This window comes from Aquimarina pacifica (genome assembly GCF_000520955.1).
GTDB classification, from domain to species: Bacteria; Bacteroidota; Bacteroidia; order Flavobacteriales; family Flavobacteriaceae; genus Aquimarina; species Aquimarina pacifica.
Genome location: NZ_JACC01000054.1, coordinates 1 through 17,595 on the forward strand (window position 1 = coordinate 1; position 17,595 = coordinate 17,595).

Here is a 17,595-nt window from a genome sequence, read left to right on the forward strand (position 1 = left end):
CTGGACTCTCTGCTTTTTCATGGATGCTAAGAAAACATAGGGCTTTTGAGCTTAATCAAAAGATTTGTGTGTATTTGTAAAGTCGCCAAATCTTTTAAGTTGGCTTTAAAAATGAAAAATTAAAACAAAATACAAAAATTCGGCTCTGTGTTAATCCGAAAAGCTAGTGTCTTTTTGCACGCGGCGTTCCATACACAAGTCCGTTGGTATCAATTAGAAAAAACCAAAAAGTATACAAGAATTGTGATTTAGTATAAAATAATAAAATAGCCACACAACTATCTTTGTAAGAGTAAGAAAACAATAGTTAAAAACTAAAACTTACTATGAAAAAGAAAAGAATATTTGGCTTTATGGACAAAATATTAATCATTTGCACTGCTTCCCTGTTTATGATGGCGTCTTGCAGTAGCTCTAAAAAAGCACAAAAAATGAGCAATACCAACGAAACTAAAGCTCAAGAAGTTGGAATTAGTGATGTTGAAAAAAATAGAATTTTTGTTACTATGAATGCGACATTTAAAGATGAAGAAAGGTGTAGAGTAGCAATGGAGACAATCGTTAATGATGCATACGCTGCATATGGTGTTAATTCTCATTTTTGGTTCAGAAGTAAAGATGGTAAATCTTTGTTTGTATTTGAACAATATGAAGATAAAAAGGCATTAAGAAAAGCTATAAGGAGATTCACATCTGCGAGAATATCCTTCTTTAGATCTATAAAAGTGATTGATGTCACAGTTTATGGAAGTATATCTACAAGTAGTAAATTGATGTTTGCCATTATGAAACCGAAATACATGGATTACTATGGAGGTTACTCAAAGAATGTAGCCAAAACCAAAGAAGCTGGAATTAAAGACTTTGAAAGGAATAGAATCTTTATCACTACGAATGCAAGCTTTAAAGATGAAGAGAAGTGTAAAGTAGCAATGAAGGGATTAGTTGAAGATACATATGCCGAATCTGGTATTAATTCTCATTTTTGGTGCAGAAGTAAAAAAGATGGTAAATCTTTGTTTGTACTTGAACAATATGCAGATGAAAAGGCGCTAATAGAACATCTTATCGAAAATCCATCTTCGAGAGCTGATTTTTTTGAATCTATAGATGTGGGTGATGTGAACATTTACGGAACTGAATCTGATACGATTAAAGAGATGTTTGACTCTCTTAATCCCATGTATATGAATTACTATGGAGGTTATTCAAAGTAAAACTGGTATTTTTCATGGCACAATACTGTGGTGAATGTACTGTTATGAGTAGTGTTTTACTTAGACAGGTGTAGGTTGGTTTTGTTATGAATGCATATACTCGACAATTATGATGAAGTAAAAAGAAAACTGATGCCAACATTGTATAAGAAATCATAGTTCGTTCCTCGTTACGTTTCTTATACTTAAAATAGACAATTAATCAACAATCAGAAGTTAAACCCGAATGAATAAAGTTTTACAAATATTATCCCTAACTATATTGATTAATTCTGGTTGTAACTCACAAAACAGCGAACCATCTGAATTTATTCCAAAAGGATATATAGAGTTTGATAAATATTTTGGAGACCTAAATAAAGATGGAAAAGAAGACTGTGTAATTATAATTAAAAAAACTGATACAAATAATGTGGTTATAAATCGGTTTGACAAAACAGTTGATAGAAATAGACGTGGAATAATTGTGTTATTTAAAGATGTGAATGGCTATAAACTTGCTGAAAACAATTACAGTTGTTTTTCGTCAGAAAACGAAGATGGTGGAGTTTATTTCCCACCTGAATTATCGATCGAAATTAAAAATGAAAAGTTGCATATACATTATGGACACGGTAGATACGGATATTGGGATTACACCTTTAGATTTCAAAATTCTAATTTTGAATTAATTGGATATGACTCAAGTAATAATCGTGGTCCAATTACAAATAGTGAAACAAGTATTAACTTCTTGACAAAAAAGAAATTAGTTAGAGAGAACACCAATGACGATGCTGACTGCGGAGATGAATTATTTGTGGAAACTTGGAGTACTATTGAAATAGAAAAACTAATCAAACTATCTGAAATAAAAGACTTTGATGAATTAGAAATGCATAATTATTGATCAAAAAACTGCCTACAACAACACCTATAATTAATGCGGGAGTAAGTGCTAGTCGAAATGTAGGCTGATTTGCATTGTCGCAAAAGCTTTTTTCTTATTTTTAAACTCAAACTAAAAAACGCACAAAAGCTTTTACTTGTGCTAGCTTGAAATTCTCTGAATTTCTACGCCGCACTAATCATAGCCGGAACGTTACCAAACAGCTGAAAAAAATTTCGAACACTAATGGACTATCAAACATATGAACCACATATTGACCTAAAATCACTTGTTAGTTGCTATTGGACTTTGAAAGTACCTAAACAGACTGAACCGTCGAGACAACGAATAGTACCTGATGGTTGTATTGAAATGGCGTTTATTCTTGGAGACGATATAAAGCGATACACTTCCGAAAATGATTTTATACTTCAACCTCGTGCTATGGTGCTCGGACAAACAATTGAACCTTTTTATATTGAACCAACTGGGTTTGTCAAAACATTCGCTATCCGATTTTATCCTTATGGATTTGCAAACTTTGTTTCTGAATCAATCAGTAATTTGGCTAATAAGGAAACACCCATAAACCAACTTTTCGGAGCAGAAACTGCAGATGATCTGGAGCAAGAAATAATCAAAGCTAAGAATACTGAACAACGGATACCCATTATCGAAAAATTTCTTTTGGACAAGCTTAATGATGAAAAGACGATTAATACAATTGTAAAAAACACCGTTGATTCCCTTTTATCCACAAACGGCAGTGCCTCAATAAACTCAATTCTCAAGGACGACTTGTCAAAACGAAGACAACTTGAAAGAAACTTCAAAAAGCAAATTGGGGTAAGTCCTAAACAATTAGGAAAGGTCATTCGATTACAAACCGCTTTAAAAATGTTACTCGATCAAAAATCAGAAAACCTTACCAATATTGCCTATGAAAGCGAATATTTCGACCAAGCACACTTCATAAAGGACTTTAGGGAATTTACAGGAATAAACCCCAAAGAGTTTATCAATCACGAAAACTTAGCTCTTTCCGCCCTTTTTTACAAATAGATTAACAGTGTCGCATTTTTACAATTTCATACGACTAGTAATTGATAATTTTGTTCCATTAACAAAAATTGAAAATGAAATACACTTTATTTATCACAATTATTGCTTTAACTTTTGGTATTGCAGCCTGTAAAAACGAAAGTACTTCTGCTTCCGAACCAAATCCAAATAAAGATACAACAATCAAAAATGAGAAAAACATGAACAGTTTTATATCAATATTTGAGATTCCAGCAACAAACATTGCAAGAGCGATTAACTTTTACAAAGAAATTTTAGGAGTAGAAATTGAAAGATTAGAATTCCCAGGAATGGAAATGGGCTTATTTCCATACCAAGACCAAATGGTTACGGGAGTGATTATGAAAGGAGAAGATTACAAACCTTCTGCCAGCGGAGTTACTATTTATCTCAATGGCGGAGATAACCTGCAAACTATTCTTGACAAAGTAGAAAAAAATGGTGGGGTAATCATTGTTCCTAAAACAACTCATGCTGACGAGAGCGGATTTTTTGCTATTTTCCACGACTCGGAAGGAAATAAAATCGGACTTCATTCGCCAAATTAAAAAAGAGTGAACACACAGCATTGTGCATAAGCAATAGCGGTTTAAGTGCAAACTTGAACCGCTTTTTATTTTATAGATGTATATTGTAATTCGAAAAGCAGTGCTTCAAAATCTGCTATTACTCAGGCACACTACCGTTAACAACAAGCTGAAAAAATAATTTGAAAGCCAAACAAACATATCTTAAAGGTAAATCTGTTTTTATTGTTTCATTACTTGTAATCGGAATTACAGTTCTGACTATTTATCTGACTGGAATAAATTATAATAGAACTGTTACATCGAATTTATATATATCGTTGTCAATAATCGGAATAGCACTTTTTCTATTTATGACCTACGGACTATACAAAGGAATTGGACTGACAGACAATTTTCCTAAATTCAAGAATTTTAAGCCTGGAGATATTATTGCACAATCTGGAACTACTCCTGATTTGCCAAGTATAGATGTTGGAGACGGAATTGGAGGACTAATAATGTCGATCTTACTTTGGATTGCAATGACTATTTTGATGTTTGTACTCCTAATTTTTTTAGAAGCATTTTTCTGGTTTTCGATTTTTATAATTTTAACAATGCTCTACTGGGTCTTTTTTAGAGCTCTAAAGTTTGTATTTTCAAAATCAACAGAAACAAAAGGAGATATCGGAATTTCAGCAATTTATTCGTTAGCATATACCGCATTGTATTTGGGGTGGATTTTTGGAATCGTTTATCTGGTTGAAATATTACGTTGAAAAAGCCAGTAGGTACTATCATATATAAAATCAGGGCAATTTAGTGTTAACACCCAATCGTTAACTTGTGTAAAATATGTATCTTAACGAACATTTAAAAAAAAACATATTTTGAAGCAGATTTTAATATTAATGATAATGTTTTCGTTTTTTGGTTGTAATCCAAAACAGAACCAAAAGAATAAAAGTAAAATTACTAACGTTACTGAAAATCTACCTTTTTTTGGACAAATCTCAAGGTCTCACGGAGGTTACTACGAAGTTGAAAACGTAAAAATTAATGATAATATCGTTTCAATCGACTTAAATTTTGAAGGCGATAAAATAAATCCAAAAACATTAGAAAACGTTCGAATGATTTTAAACAATATTGAAATCATTGACAAAAAAGTCAAAAATATATTTCGTGATTATATGGATGAAAAGGGAATGGTTAGCGAATATTATAAATTTCATATAGAGGAAATTGACAATAAAACATTGGAAGATTTTCTAAAAGATACTAACCAAAATCTAACAAAGGAATTACAACTATTGAGTAAAACTAAACTGACACGAATTGGGTTAAGTCCTAACTCACCAAAGTTTTTGACGGTGCTGGATTATAGAGTTTCAAGCGAATTGTCTGCTGATATTTTAGTTGTTTTTCTTAATGATAAAGGGGGAATTGAAAGAATAACGATTGAAAGTTGAACGTATAAAAACGCACTACAACAAAACCTATAAACAATGCGGGTTTCGGACTCAAACGAAAGATTTGCGTATTTTTATGATGTCCGCAAAATCTTTTGGATTTTGCTCTGGACAGGAAAAATAAAGCAAAACAAAAAGATTTTACTATGTACATGGAGGAAAGTAAACGCTAGTTTGCTTCCGTACTGTTCATAGCTCAACCGTATCACCCGCCTACCATTATACTTAAACACATAAATTAAAAATAAAATTTCATGAAAAATGAGGTAGAAAATATTCTTTTTTCACGCTTTATTAAACGAGATATTCCCTTTGAGTTTATTTCAATTCAAAAACTTTATGAATTGGTAGCTGCAGATAATTTTGACCTATCAAAACCACATCGAATAGATTTTCATGCCCTCATTATTGTACTTGAAGGTGAAAGTAAACATCTTATTGACTTTCAAGAAGAAAAATTATCTCCAGGAACAATTCTACCTATAAAAAAAGGGCAAATTCATTCATTTCATAAAAAAAATAATGTCAAAGGATATGTAATTGGATTCAAAGAAGATTTTATTACACAAAATATAAATGATAAAAATCTTTTTCATTTTCTTCAAATTTTTCATACCCCAAATATTCAAATCGGGCAAGAAAACACAAACTCTATTTCACCAATTTTACAACTAATTGAGAAGTTCCTAGAAGATATAGATACAAGTTTAAAGATAGAGATTATCCATTCTACTTTCATGACACTATTATTTCAAATCAAAAAACTGGCTTGTAATAGACATACCTTTTTTGAAACTGAAAAATTAAAAAACTTCTATCTGTTTAAAGAATTGATTATAAAGCATTATAGCGAAATACATAATGCCAAAGATTATGCAAAAAGACTGAATGTCTCTTACAATTATCTTAATGAAATTTGTAAAGAAATCACGAATAAGACTGCCAAAGAATTTATAGATAGTTGGTTATTATTAGAAATCAAAAGAAACATCTCTGAAAACAAATATACCTCTCAAGAAATTGCTTTTAAAATGGGTTTCAAAGAACCTTCTAACTTTATTCGGTTCTTCAAAAAACATATTAAAATAACTCCACTACAGTTTCAAGAAAAACTAAAAGCCGACTCGATTAGAGATTGACTATCTAAAAAAATAGATTGATAATCTATATAAGGTTTCATGCTTTGATATTTGTATCAAGTAAAATTTTATATAATTTAAAATCTAACAAAATGAGTCAATTAAACAACAAAACAGCAGTTATAACAGGAGGAAATAGCGGTATTGGATATTCGACTGCCAAAAAGTTTAAAGCAGAAGGTGCAAACGTTATTATTATAGGTCGATCGTCTGAAAAGGTTAACACAGCAGCAAAAGAACTTGGGGTAAAAGGTATTACAGCTGATGTATCTGATCTTTCGGCTATTGACAATGCAGTTAATCAAATAGAAAAAGAATTTGGAAAAATTGATATTTTATTTGTGAATGCAGGTATATTTTCTCCTATTCCTGTTGGTCAAATCTCTGAAAAAATATTTGACAATCTAATGAATATTAATTTTAAAGGAGCGGTATTTACCATAGAAAAATTCTTACCTATCATAAATGACGGAGGAAATATAATCAATTTATCTTCAATCAACGCCTATACCGGAATGCCTAACACTGCTGTTTATGGTGCATCAAAAGCTGCATTAAATTCATATACACGAACAGCAGCAACAGAATTAGCGCCACGAAAAATTAGAGTTAATGTTGTTAATCCTGGTCCGATTGCTACGCCAATTTTTGGTAAAACAGGTATGTCAGAAGAACAACTCAAAGGTTTAGGAGATATGATGCAAAATCGAATACCTCTCAAAAGATACGGACAACCTGAAGAAATTGCAGAAATGGTGGCATTTCTAGCTTCTGATAAAGCCTCTTTTATTACAGGTGGTGAATATAATGTAGATGGAGGCACCAATATTAATCCTTTATTAATCGCTTAAATATTTTATCTATTCTTATGGTATAACAACGAATGGGCAACAACGTATATAAAAAATAACGCACTAAATGCAAAACCTTAAGGTTTTGCATTTTTTTTACTTTAGTTTTAATAATGAAATTTAATACATTTATAAAACGATTTTCTTGTTCTATTTTACTTATTTGTTCATTTTCACATAGTTTAATGACTCAGAGTAAAGAACCTAAAATAGAATCAGACTTTAGCTATCAAAAGTTCCAAAAATCAGCGATTGTATCTACTCATGCCATTAGGTGTTCCTTGAAAACACCTAATGATTTTACAAAAATTGAACCTCTACATTATAAGCCTAATTTCATTACCCTCATTTAATGTCTCCAAATAGTCCCCTCTAAAAACAAAAAATATATAGAATATATTTGGAACGGAATTGACTCTATTTCTTCAATTAAGACGTTAACGAAGATAAATCAAAATGACAGTCGAAAACTTTTGGGTTATAAATTATACACAAAAGAATATCTAGAAACATTGAAAACTAAAAAACCTATTGAAAATATGACAACAGAGGATTTTAAAATATATTTAGAACTCTTTTCTAAAAACCTTAAAATAGCAAAGACCGAATATACAAAGAACATAAAAGGCTATTATGGAGAAGCTTCAAGTTTTAATTTTCAGATTGGCTTACAAACTCTGTTAGAATTAGGTTATAACCCGATTCAAGATTCAAATACTATAAATTCGATGTTCTCAAAATTTATTGAGAACAAAGAAATAAAGGATTTTATGAAAACTCTGAAAGAAAAATAACAGTTACCAACAAGGTAAAAAACACAGGTCGTTTGTACTAAATAGGATGTACTATAGGTACTAATGAAGTTTACTAAATATAAAATTTGGCGTTTATAACAGACAAAATAAAAGCAAAATATTTATATTTAGCTAAGTAACAAACCGACACAAAACACCTACCAACAGCCCTTCGGCTTATACACATGTCCGTTGCCAGTAACTAGAACAAAATGAACATTGAAGAAGAAAAATACACTTCGCAACTACAGAAAGTGATTAATGCCTATTTCCGATTAACCGAAAACACCTGGACATTAATTCTTTCCATTTTACAATTTCAACTCATCAAAAAAGGAGAAATCATATTAAGAGCTGGACAAACGGCAAAAAAAATCCATTTCGTTTCTAAAGGAATGCTAAGAAGCTCTTTTATTGATAATAATGGAAACGAGTACACCAAAAATCTTTTTCTTGAAAATAGCTTTGCAGCTTCTAAAGTATCACTTCTTTTAAACTCCTCATCAAAATTTTCTATTGAAGCTCTAGAAGATTCTACCTTAATTAGCTTTGATTTTAAAGCCTTTAAAAAACTAGTTAATAAAAATGAGGATTTAAAAAACTTTTATATCGCATACATAGAACAAAACTGGATAATAGAAAAAGAACAAAAAGAAATCTCTTTGGTAATGGAGAATGGTACAGAAAGATATTTAAAACTTCTAAAAAAGCATCCAAGAATAGAAGAACGTATACCTCAACATTATTTGGCTTCTCATCTTGGAATAACGCCAACTCAACTAAGTAGAATACGAAAAACTTTAAAAAATAGCTGAATCAACATATGTAAATGCAATTGATGGTTGAATAACTAAACTTTGCATTATGAATCAATATATATTACTAGGATTAGCTTTTTTGGGAGGTGTTTTCTTAGCTATGCAAGGTGGTCTAAATGCCCAATTAGGTGTATTATTAAAAAACCCTCTTTTGGCATCTGTGGTTGCCTTTTTTAGCAGTAGCGTATTCGCAATAATTACTGTAGTATGTACTATAAAAACATTCCCGACAACGAACCAATTAACAGAGATACCATTTTACTTATGGTATACCGGAGGTTTTTTTAGTGTTTTAGGAATAAGTATTTATTATTATACTATTCCCAAATTAGGCGTTTCAACAATGATTTCCTTTGGACTATGCGGGCAATTGACTTTTGCTGTAATTGCAGGACATTATGGTTGGTTAAACCTACCTATCGAACCAATATCTTTCAAGAGAATCGCAGGTATAATTGCAATGATAACAGGTATATTTTTAATCAATTGGAAATGAAAAGTAAACAACATCTTATAAAATTAAATATTCAGAACTTAACTTCTTTGTGGAAAGAAGCAAGCATCTATAATAATAGTTTTGTTGAAAACAATCTATTCAAATATGCCGCTATTGAAAATCGTAATTGGCCAAACCGTTTATGGTTTAGTAACACCCCAGAACAGGATACCTTATTGCTAGCTAAGGACAAAGTGTTTTCTAAATTCCCAGATCTAATAATTCCATATTGGGATATCCCTGAACATGATTTAACTCCCCTATTTAAACAAAATGGATTTGTTACACTTTTTGAACAGATCGGAATGTCATTAAAAACCAATAGTTTATTCGAAGAAAAAAAAGAAGTTAGCATTACTCGTGTATCTACTAAAAGTGATTCAATATTATGGAGTACGTTGTTTAAGTTATCATTTGGATACGAAATACACCCTAATATACTAACTAATACTCATAGAAAAATAAACTTTTACATTGCTTATCATAAAGGAAAATCAATAGGAACAGCGATAACATATCAGACCAATACAGTAACAGGAATTCATGGTGTAGGAATAATTCCCAACGGAAGAAGAAAAGGGATTGCAAATGAACTTATGAAAATTTTAATAAACATATCAATAAGAAAAAAGAGTAAATACATAACATTACAAGCCTCTGATATGGGAAAAGGACTTTATATAAAATTAGGATTTGAAGAACAATTCTTAATAAAAAATTACGCCTTACAACAACGCAGATGAAAAATCGCCCGTCTGGTCTCTGTCTGAGGTTTTTGATTTATTTATTTTGTGTACTTTAGGCTCAAAAGTTTGTGCTTATTTACACGTGAATTTTCATATACAAACCGTTTTTTAATTACTCAACCAAACAAAGAAATCCTAAACGATTAAAGAGCATTTTATTACTTAACAAAAAAAAGTTACTTAATCATTTGACTCTAACGTTACGTCATACCATAAATTTGCATTATTAAATAATTATTCAATGCAGAAATATTCAGCCAAATGGTTATCTAATATAGCAGGAGTAAGCATACGAACCCTTCATTATTATGATAAAATCGGATTATTAAAACCTGCAATACGTACTGAGACCAAGTACAGATTATATGGAGAAAATGAATTATTGAAGCTTCAACAAATTTTATTCTTCAAAGAACTCGATTTCTCCTTAAAAGAAATTCTAGACATTCTAAACGACCCAGAATTTGACTTAATAGAAGCGCTTGAAAGTCATAAATATGCACTCGTGTTAAAACAGAAAAGAATTTCTGAAATGCTGAATACCATTGAAAAAACAATAGTAAACTTAAAAGGAAAAAAAATGATTACAGATAATGAATTGTATGATGGTTTCACAAAAGAAGAAGCAAGTAAAAATCGTAAAGAAGTAATTCAAAAGTACGGTGCAGAAGCTTTAAAAAGAAGTGAAACATATCTTAAGAAACTTACAAAAGAACAATTTGAAGCTTTAAAAAGTGAACAAAAAGAGATTTTCAAAACACTATTTGAAATTTCTAATCAAGACCCTGAAAGTAAATCGGTACAATTAGAAATAGCTAGACATTATAAAAATATAAGAAAGTTTTGGGGTACCGATGGATCTTCTGATTCTCAAAAAAAAGACTATAAAGGACTAGGAGAACTTTATATTTCAGATGAACGATTCACTAAAGTTGAAGGAGAAGTGCAGCCTGATTTTGCTATATTTCTTTCAAAGGCTATGACCTATTTTGCAAATTCACAGTTGAAATAGTTATGTCTATAAAAAATACTAAACAAAAGTGTCCTCTACCTTTTACTTAGTAGAGGTAAAATTAAAAACAAGCTACAATACTAAGTATGTGATCATAGCGGTTATGTGATACCTCAAAGGTTCTTGTATATTTGCTATGACACATATAGTATGGTAAGGAAATTATAAAATCCGTGTAGAGAAAGTCGATAGCAAAGTTACATTTTGCTTTGCTATAACATGTATATTAAATATTAGCAACAAGTAAAAAAAGAAAATGAATCAAATCAGAAAGTATATTGATAATATATCTCCAATGAACGATTCTGATTGGGAATTTTTCTCTTCAAAACTACAAGAAGTAAGACTTGAGAAAAATACTACAATATTAAAAATTGGTAACATTGAAAATTATTTGTCATTTATTTCAAAAGGAATAATCAGGCTTTATATTCCGAGAGAAGAATCTGACTTAACTTTCGGTTTTTTATTTGACAATGAATTTGTTACTGCCTATGATTCTTTTTTAACGCAAAGTCCATCAGAATATCAAATTGAAACATTGACCGAAACAATCTTGTGGAAAATTTCGCACAACGATTTACAAGAGGTCTATGACAGAACAAATAATGGCAATATTATTGGAAGAAAAATGGCTGAAAAAATGTTTCTAATAAAATCAAAAAGAGAAATTTCCTTATTAAATAGAACAGCCGAAGAACGATATTTAGACTTATTCTCTAACAGACCAAAACTATTACGACAAATACCTTTAAAATATATTGCCTCATATATTGGAATTACTCCACAAGCCTTAAGTAGGATACGTAAACGAATTACTTAACTTAGGTTCATTGTCAACTCAAAAATCATTTATGAACTTTGTAAATGAATTAAAGAAGACAATATGAAAGCATTAGTAGTACTCTTATCAAGTTTTTTGATTGCCATTTTCTTGGTAAAAATCAGTAATAAGGAATATGATTTTGCTTTATCAGCAAGAATAGCAATGTCAATAATGTTATGTTTTACGGCAATCGGGCATTTCATGTTTACCAAAGGAATGTCTATGATGATACCTCAATTTATTTCATTCAAAACAAGCCTTGTTTATTTCACGGGACTTTTTGAAATCCTTTTAGCAATTGGTTTGATTATCCCCAAATTACAAATCATTAGTGCGTGGACTTTAGTTATTTTTCTATTATTGATGTTACCAGCCAATATTTATGCCTCGATTAATAATATCAATTATCAAAAAGAAACATTTGACGGAAATGGTCTTTCTTACTTATGGTTTAGAATTCCATTGCAATTTCTGTTTATTATATGGACTTATGTTAGCGCTATCAGAATTCTATAAAGAAAAAGCCTGAAGCCAACATTGTATGAAAAAACAAAGGCCGTTTGTGCGAAACTCAAAAGCAAATAAATAGTTTGAAATCTGCCAAATATAAGATCTGGCATTTATTGTAGAAAAGGTAAACGCAAAATATTTATATTTGGTTTAATACCAAATCCGAAACGTATAACGCATCGCCTATCTTATGTTTTTTATGCTGAAAGTTGTACAAAATTTAGAACAACGGCCATAAATCATAAAAACAGCACTAAAAAATGATGAAAACACTCTTTACGATAACACTGTTCTTAACATTAGTTCAAATTGGGTTTTCGCAAGACATTGACAAAGTAAAGTTGGACAATTATTTCAACGCACTTGAACAAAATGATAAGTTTATGGGAAGTGTTGCTATTTCAAAAAACGGAGAAATTATTTACACAAAATCGATTGGACTTGCTGACGTCGAAAATAACATTAAAGCAACAGAAAATACAAAATATAGAATTGGTTCAATTTCTAAATCATTCACAGCAGTTTTGGTTTTAAAAGGAGTTGAAGACAAAAAAATAGACCTCAATCAAACTATTGACAAATGGTTTCCGGCAATCACAAACTCAAAGAAAATAACCGTAAAACACTTGCTAAATCATAGAAGTGGAATACACAATTTAACAAACCACAAAGATTATTTGACTTGGAACACGCTACCCAAGACAGAAAACGAAATGATTCATATTATAGCTAGAGGCGGTAGTGACTTCAAACCAGGTAATAAAGCAAAATATAGCAATTCAAATTTTGTCTTACTGTCTTACATTCTTGAAAAAACTTTTGCAAAGTCATATTCTGAATTGGTGCAAGAATATATAGCTAAACCAATCGGTTTGACAAACACGTATGTTTTTGGTAAAATCAATACAAACAAAAACGAATCTAAGTCATACCGTTTTGCAGGAACTTGGACAATAGAAACTGAAACAGACTATACGATTCCTTTAGGAGCAGGTGCTATAACTTCTACACCAAGCGATTTGACAAAGTTTTCTGATGCCTTATTTGGCGGACAACTATTGAAACCCAAAAGTCTTGAAATAATGAAAACCATAAAAGACGGATATGGGATTGGTTTGTTTCAAATTCCTTTCTACTCAAGTATCGGCTACGGACATAAAGGCGGAATCGACGGTTTTAGCTCTGTTTATTCGCATTTTATAGACGAAAAAATTTCTTACGCCTTAACCTCAAACGGAACAAATTTTAACAACAACGATATCTCAATTGCTATTTTAAGTGCAGTTTTCAAAAAACAATACGAAATTCCTCTTTTTACAACGTACAAATTAACTTCTAAAGACTTAGACAAATATTTAGGTATGTACTCTTCAAAACAAATCGCTTTAAAAATTACAATTACAAAAAACAGAAATATTTTGATTGCACAAGGAACAGGACAACCAGCTTTTAGTCTTGAAGCAACAGACAAAGACAAATTTGAATTTGACCAAGCAGGTGTACAACTTGAATTTAACCCCAAAGAAAAAAAAATGATATTGTATCAAGGCGGAGGGCAAATTAAATTTACGAAAGAGTAAAAAAAACACCCAACACGACACAAAACTGAGCTAACAAAGGTTGTCTCAAAAACATGCATTTATTTACTGTGTCTATTTACAAAGACCGCCAAATTTTTAAATCTGGTTTTTAGAACAATAAAATGAAAACGAAATATAAGAATTCTGCTCTGTGCTTAACCAAAAAGTGAACGTCTTTTTACACGCTACTTTTCATACATAGGACCATTAGGTACAAGCTCAAAATAACTAATTAAAAAATGGACCGACTGACAAGATTAACATCTATACTAATTCAACTACAGTCTAAAAAAATAATTGTTGCCAAAGAAATTGCAAACAGATTTGAAATAAGCCTTAGAACGGTTTATAGAGATATTAAAACGCTACAAGACGCAGGAGTCCCAATAGGTTCAGAAAATGGAAAAGGCTATTTTTTGGTTAGTGGTTATCACTTACCTCCCATTATGTTTAATGAAAAAGAGGTAAATACATTAGTAACAGCCCAAAAACTGATACAAAACCAAGGAGACAATTCACTACAAAATGATTTTTCTGCACTACTTTTTAAAATAAAATCAGTCCTAAAAGAATTTCAAAAGGAACATTATGAAAAACTCGACAGTAGGATTGCTCCTTCCTATCAAAAAACACCATTCCAAAGCAATTCACTTTCTGATTTCAAAAACGCCATTGTCAAAAATGAAATAGTACAAATAACCTACCATTCTATCCACAAGAATGAAATCTCTGAAAGAAAAATTAACCCTTTGGGTGTTTACTTTTCTAATACGGCTTGGGTTCTTGTGGCTTATTGTAATAAGAAAAAAGAATATCGAGAATTTAGACTTGATAGAATAACGAACTATAAATTAACTGCCAATAGATTCGATAATATACCAGATTTCAATCTTACTAAATATTTTATTGAAAAATATCAATCTAAGTTGACATAGGGCTGTCATAGGTCTTCAATAATTTTGCGTTATCAAATAATAAAAGAATATGATAATAAAAGATTTTAAGCCATTTAACGGGCAACATTGTGAAACTACAGCAACAGGAAGCCTATTATATCAACTCGATATAAATCTTTCAGAACCTATGTTATTTGGACTTGGAGAAGGTCTAGGCTATATTTTTTGGAATATGAAAATTATGGACTTTCCATTTATCGGGGGTAGAATTAAACCAGACGTATTGACCGAAAATATTTGTAGAAATCTGAACTTAATTTTAGAAGTCAAAGAAACTTCATCAATAAAAAAAGCTTGGACAAACGTTCAAGAAAATATAGAAAAAGGGAAGGCTGTTGGTTTAAAATTAGACTGTTATCACTTAGATTATTTTACAACAAAAATACATTTTGCGGGGCATTATGCTTCAATATATGGCTATGATGAGAAATTAGCATATCTAAACGATACCAATCAACAAGGTAGAAATGCCAGAACGACATTAAAAAACTTAGAATTAGCCCGAAATGAAAAAGGTCCTATGTCTTCTAAAAACCTTTCATACACCATTTCTAAAAATGGAAAACTAACTGATTTAAAAAAAGCAATTAAACAAGCCATTAAAAACAATGCTAATGATTTTTTAAATCCTCCTATCAAAAACATTGGTTATAAAGGAATTCATAAAACGAGTTCAGAAATTAAAAAATGGTTTGAAACGAGTATCGACATCAAAAAAGACTTCCAAACTTCAGCTTCTTTAATGGAAAAAGGAGGAACAGGTGGTTCTTTGTTTAGAAATATTTACCGAGATTTTCTTAAAGAAAGTGGAGAATTGATTGAATCTCATGAATTAATAAATGCAAGTGAAGCGTATGATAAAATAGCTCAATTATGGAAACAAGTAGCCGATTTATTCATTAAAATTAGTGAGACGGAAGAGATAAAATATATAAATTTTGCTTCCGAAATATTGATTGAATTGTCTGAACGAGAGAAAACAACGATGGAAAAACTAAAAAAAGTCAGTAGCTAACAATGTATCTTATTAAATAGCATCAGGCAGGTAAGCTTTTTAAAAGGTCTATGTTTCTTTATAAAGGTGCCAAAGCTTGTTTATTTGATTTTGTTTTAAAAAGTAAAATCATTGATTAAAGAATTCTAACTAGAAGGTAGTATACAAATCTAAAGAAACTGAATGAGGTTCAATTTCTTTAATCCTAGATTTGGAGGAACGAAAAATTGAATAAAAAAACAAATAAAAACGTGCTACAAAATGACATCTAAAGCATAGCTAGTCAACTGCTAAACCGAAATCTTTTTGTTTCATTTGTTGGAACCATCAAATTTTTAGATTTAGTTTTTAAAACTGAAAAACTAAATCAAAATATAGACAATTCGCTGCATACCTAATCGAAAGTTTACTACTTTTAATTTCTTTACTAATCATATCCAAAGCGTCACCCGCGATAAATACAAAAATAAAGATGAGTAAAAGGAGATTAATACAACGACTAAAATGGTACTATCCAACAGAGAAGTTTCATACCTATGTGACTATTCCTGTATTATTATTTTATCTCTTGTTCACCAATCCAATTAGAAACGTTGTTCTGTTATCTTATGGCCTAGTGGTTTGTATAATCATTCTGTATCAAGGTCAATATTACTGGAAACTCAAACTTGATGGACTAAAAGGAGCATACGTAGAACAAGACAATAACATTCGGTTTTTCAAGAAATCGAAGCGATTAAACTCTATATTGATTTTATTTATGCTTCCCTTTCTTTTGATCCAGCTTTATATTCAAGGCTGGAGTTTTGAATCTAATAATATGTTTGTTTGGGGAATTATAGCTAATGCATTTGCAATATTAGAACACATAAACTATTACTACACCCAACTTATGATTGATAATAAGTATGACATTGAATATTTAATAAAAAATAAGAAATTAAAGAAAGCGAGTCTTGCAAAAGACTTGATTGAAAATAGAATATAAAAAGCAGCTAATAATGCCCCTAAAATCACGGCCATTTATCAATAGGTTACGCCTCATATACATGGCTGTTAAGACATTAAATAAAATCTATTATTTTATATGAGTAAGCTTCTAATAAACTACTTTTCAAGATATACTTTTCTTAGTGCAGATGATATTAACATTATTAAAGAAAACTGCATTATTAAAAAACACGAAAAAGGAACTATTTTATTAAGAGAAGGTGAATATGCAAAACAGAGTTATCTTGTTCTTAAAGGGTGTGTTCGTAGCTATTTCTTAATTGATGGAGAGGAAAAAAACACGAATTTCTTTTTAGAAAATGACCCAATTGTACCTGTGAGTTATATCAAGAAAAAACCTTCTGAATACTATATAGAATGTCTTGAAAATTGTATTTTCTCAATTGGAAGAACAGAACGTACAGAGAAATTCTTAACGAACTACCCTCAGTTTATTCCACTTTACAGAAAAATTAGTGATGATTATACAACAAATCAACTAATTTCAACAGATAAATTTCGAAACCTCTCACCAGAAGAACATTATTTGGAATTAAGAAAGTCAAAACCTGATTTGTTAGAAAGAGTACCACAATATCATTTAGCAAGTTATTTAGGAATCAAACCTCAATCACTAAGCAGAATCCGGAAACGACTTACTGAAAATGGATAAATCTCATCATTATCTTTTTTTAGTACCCTTAACGAAGTTAACCCAGGTGAATGGACTATAA

At 30.6% G+C, this 17,595-nt stretch carries 20 protein-coding genes; all 20 read left to right on the plus strand.

What is annotated here, in order from left to right; translation table 11 throughout:
- The first annotated feature begins 431 nt into the window (after nt 1–431).
- A complete protein-coding gene (locus tag DZ60_RS0120160; protein WP_152537485.1) occupies nt 432–1,217 on the plus strand; it encodes a putative quinol monooxygenase in 786 nt (261 codons plus the stop codon).
- Nucleotides 1,218–1,443: 226 nt separating this feature from the next.
- On the plus strand, nt 1,444–2,106 hold the full coding sequence (locus tag DZ60_RS0120165; RefSeq protein ID WP_025743832.1) for a hypothetical protein: 663 nt from the start codon (nt 1,444–1,446) through the stop codon (nt 2,104–2,106).
- A gap of 225 nt (nt 2,107–2,331) precedes the next feature.
- A complete protein-coding gene (locus tag DZ60_RS0120170) occupies nt 2,332–3,147 on the plus strand; it encodes an AraC family transcriptional regulator (protein ID WP_025743833.1) in 816 nt (271 codons plus the stop codon).
- A 74-nt stretch (nt 3,148–3,221) separates the two neighbouring features.
- The gene (locus tag DZ60_RS0120175) at nt 3,222–3,716 is read left to right on the plus strand and encodes a VOC family protein (protein WP_025743834.1); all 495 of its coding nucleotides are present in this window, start codon (nt 3,222–3,224) and stop codon (nt 3,714–3,716) included.
- A gap of 161 nt (nt 3,717–3,877) precedes the next feature.
- Nucleotides 3,878–4,456, plus strand: a complete 579-nt coding sequence (locus DZ60_RS0120180) for a hypothetical protein (protein WP_025743835.1) — start codon at nt 3,878–3,880, stop codon at nt 4,454–4,456.
- A 111-nt stretch (nt 4,457–4,567) separates the two neighbouring features.
- On the plus strand, nt 4,568–5,149 hold the full coding sequence (locus DZ60_RS0120185) for a DUF2004 domain-containing protein (RefSeq protein ID WP_152537486.1): 582 nt from the start codon (nt 4,568–4,570) through the stop codon (nt 5,147–5,149).
- Between the two features lie 254 nt (nt 5,150–5,403).
- A complete protein-coding gene (locus tag DZ60_RS0120190; RefSeq protein ID WP_025743837.1) occupies nt 5,404–6,288 on the plus strand; it encodes an AraC family transcriptional regulator in 885 nt (294 codons plus the stop codon).
- A 92-nt stretch (nt 6,289–6,380) separates the two neighbouring features.
- Nucleotides 6,381–7,139, plus strand: coding sequence for an SDR family NAD(P)-dependent oxidoreductase (locus DZ60_RS0120195; protein WP_025743838.1), 759 nt, complete (start codon nt 6,381–6,383; stop codon nt 7,137–7,139).
- Nucleotides 7,140–7,651: 512 nt separating this feature from the next.
- Nucleotides 7,652–7,933, plus strand: coding sequence for a hypothetical protein (locus tag DZ60_RS0120200; RefSeq protein WP_152537487.1), 282 nt, complete (start codon nt 7,652–7,654; stop codon nt 7,931–7,933).
- 212 nt (nt 7,934–8,145) lie between these two features.
- On the plus strand, nt 8,146–8,748 hold the full coding sequence (locus DZ60_RS0120205; RefSeq protein WP_025743840.1) for a Crp/Fnr family transcriptional regulator: 603 nt from the start codon (nt 8,146–8,148) through the stop codon (nt 8,746–8,748).
- Nucleotides 8,749–8,797: 49 nt separating this feature from the next.
- Entirely contained in the window at nt 8,798–9,247 is a 450-nt protein-coding gene (locus DZ60_RS0120210) for a DMT family transporter (protein WP_025743841.1), read from the plus strand.
- A complete protein-coding gene (locus DZ60_RS0120215; protein WP_025743842.1) occupies nt 9,244–9,990 on the plus strand; it encodes a GNAT family N-acetyltransferase in 747 nt (248 codons plus the stop codon). Before DZ60_RS0120210 ends, DZ60_RS0120215 begins: the two co-directional genes overlap by 4 nt.
- Nucleotides 9,991–10,234: 244 nt before the next feature.
- On the plus strand, nt 10,235–11,005 hold the full coding sequence (locus DZ60_RS0120220; protein WP_025743843.1) for a MerR family transcriptional regulator: 771 nt from the start codon (nt 10,235–10,237) through the stop codon (nt 11,003–11,005).
- A 256-nt stretch (nt 11,006–11,261) separates the two neighbouring features.
- Nucleotides 11,262–11,828: a Crp/Fnr family transcriptional regulator gene (locus DZ60_RS0120225; RefSeq protein WP_025743844.1), complete on the plus strand. Its 567-nt coding sequence runs from the start codon at nt 11,262–11,264 to the stop codon at nt 11,826–11,828.
- Nucleotides 11,829–11,891: 63 nt separating this feature from the next.
- Nucleotides 11,892–12,347: a DoxX family protein gene (locus tag DZ60_RS0120230; protein WP_025743845.1), complete on the plus strand. Its 456-nt coding sequence runs from the start codon at nt 11,892–11,894 to the stop codon at nt 12,345–12,347.
- Nucleotides 12,348–12,601: 254 nt separating this feature from the next.
- Nucleotides 12,602–13,921, plus strand: a complete 1,320-nt coding sequence (locus DZ60_RS0120235; RefSeq protein WP_025743846.1) for a serine hydrolase domain-containing protein — start codon at nt 12,602–12,604, stop codon at nt 13,919–13,921.
- Nucleotides 13,922–14,160: 239 nt separating this feature from the next.
- Entirely contained in the window at nt 14,161–14,856 is a 696-nt protein-coding gene (locus tag DZ60_RS0120240; RefSeq protein ID WP_025743847.1) for a helix-turn-helix transcriptional regulator, read from the plus strand.
- Nucleotides 14,857–14,905: 49 nt separating this feature from the next.
- Nucleotides 14,906–15,892, plus strand: a complete 987-nt coding sequence (locus DZ60_RS0120245; protein WP_025743848.1) for a BtrH N-terminal domain-containing protein — start codon at nt 14,906–14,908, stop codon at nt 15,890–15,892.
- Nucleotides 15,893–16,343: 451 nt separating this feature from the next.
- Complete coding sequence (locus tag DZ60_RS0120250) at nt 16,344–16,859, plus strand: hypothetical protein (protein ID WP_025743849.1); 516 nt, start codon at nt 16,344–16,346, stop codon at nt 16,857–16,859.
- 99 nt (nt 16,860–16,958) lie between these two features.
- Complete coding sequence (locus DZ60_RS0120255; protein ID WP_025743850.1) at nt 16,959–17,534, plus strand: Crp/Fnr family transcriptional regulator; 576 nt, start codon at nt 16,959–16,961, stop codon at nt 17,532–17,534.
- Nucleotides 17,535–17,595 lie beyond the last annotated feature (61 nt).